Here is a 1354-nt window from a genome sequence, read left to right on the forward strand (position 1 = left end):
GGCACGACCACAGCCATGGGCACGACCACAGCCATGGGCACGACCACAGCCATGGGCACGACCACAGCCATGGGCACGACCACAGCCATGGGCACGACCATGCCGATCATCTGGAAATCGAAGGATTCACATCCCTGTCATTCCAAAGCGATGGACCTTTTGCTCTGCGGAAATTTCAAAATTTTCTCGACAATCAGATGCCCCAAGAAGTGTTCAGGGCGAAGGGCATTCTTTGGTTCAACGAAAGCGAGAAGCGCCATGTCTTTCACCTCGCTGGTAAGCGTTTTTCCATTGACGACTCCGAATGGACAGGTGATCGAAAAAACCAACTCGTGTTGATCGGCCGAAACCTCGACCACAATCTGCTGCGCCAACAATTGCAGGAGTGTGTCGCCAAGGATGCTGGAAAGGGTTTTTCCTGAACAGGCACGAGGCAAAAAAGCCGACTATCGTGCGCGCATGCAAGACACTTTGATGGCTGAGCCCTTCGTCCTTGTTTCACTCCTGTTAATCACAAGCTTTCTGTTGTGGCTATTAGCCGACTCAGACGATGACAACAGTGGTGGCGGCTTAAGACAGCCCGTTTTGGTCCCAATCCCAGTCCGTCGGAACCAGCACTGACCCGCCCATTTTGAGCAGCTCAGAGTCCCCACACACCCGTGGGGCTTTTTTTTATCTATGTCGGCGAAGCGCAGCGGGTCAAGACAAACCATTCGCAAAGCCTGAGCAGGGTCTGAGTCAACGTGTGCCGAATCGGATGAGATGAGCAACCAAGCCGAATTGCCTCGCAGAGGCAACGACAACACAGATCCTGACCACAGAAGCCTGCTCGAGCCATGAGCCGGAAAGTACTGGCTGGATTAGCCGCCGCTCTCGCCCTACTGGCGATATGGCCACTGTTCAACCTCATCTCAGAAGGGCTGCAAGGTCTGTTCAACGGGTTGGGCAGCCTCGGACCAGATGGAGGCCGTCAAATCCGTGGAACCCTGTCCCTGCTCCTCGGAAGCGCCCTCGTTGGAACCGTCATTGGAACAGCTAACGGTTGGCTGCTGATCAACTGCCGCTTCCCTGGACGGCGATGGCTTCGTATTGCGCAGCTAATCCCATTGGCCACACCGGCTTATCTCCTCTCAGCCACCTTGGTCGACCTCGGAAGTCGCCAGGGTTGGCGCATCCATGGCCTCGGCTGGGGAGTCGTGGTCATGGCACTGGCGACCTACCCCTATGTCTTTCTCCTCAGCACTGAAAGCTTTGCCATGAGTGGACGGCGGCAGCTGGAGGCTTGTCGGAGCTTGGGGGTGGGGCCTTGGGCCGCCTTCCGCAGGGTTGCACTGCCCATCGCCATACCTGCCAT

The 1354-nt window shown here is 56.6% G+C and carries 2 protein-coding genes; both read left to right on the forward strand.

Annotated elements, in window-relative coordinates; all coding sequences use genetic code 11:
• A partial coding sequence (locus WH5701_RS16250; RefSeq protein ID WP_198005101.1) for a GTP-binding protein occupies positions 1–422 on the forward strand: 422 nt, incomplete at its 5' end.
• A gap of 414 nt (positions 423–836) precedes the next feature.
• Positions 837–1354, forward strand: a 518-nt coding sequence (locus WH5701_RS16255; protein ID WP_006169861.1) for an iron ABC transporter permease, incomplete at its 3' end; no start/stop codon positions are given.

Source organism: Synechococcus sp. WH 5701, assembly GCF_000153045.1.
GTDB lineage: Bacteria > Cyanobacteriota > Cyanobacteriia > PCC-6307 > Cyanobiaceae > Regnicoccus_A > Regnicoccus_A antarcticus.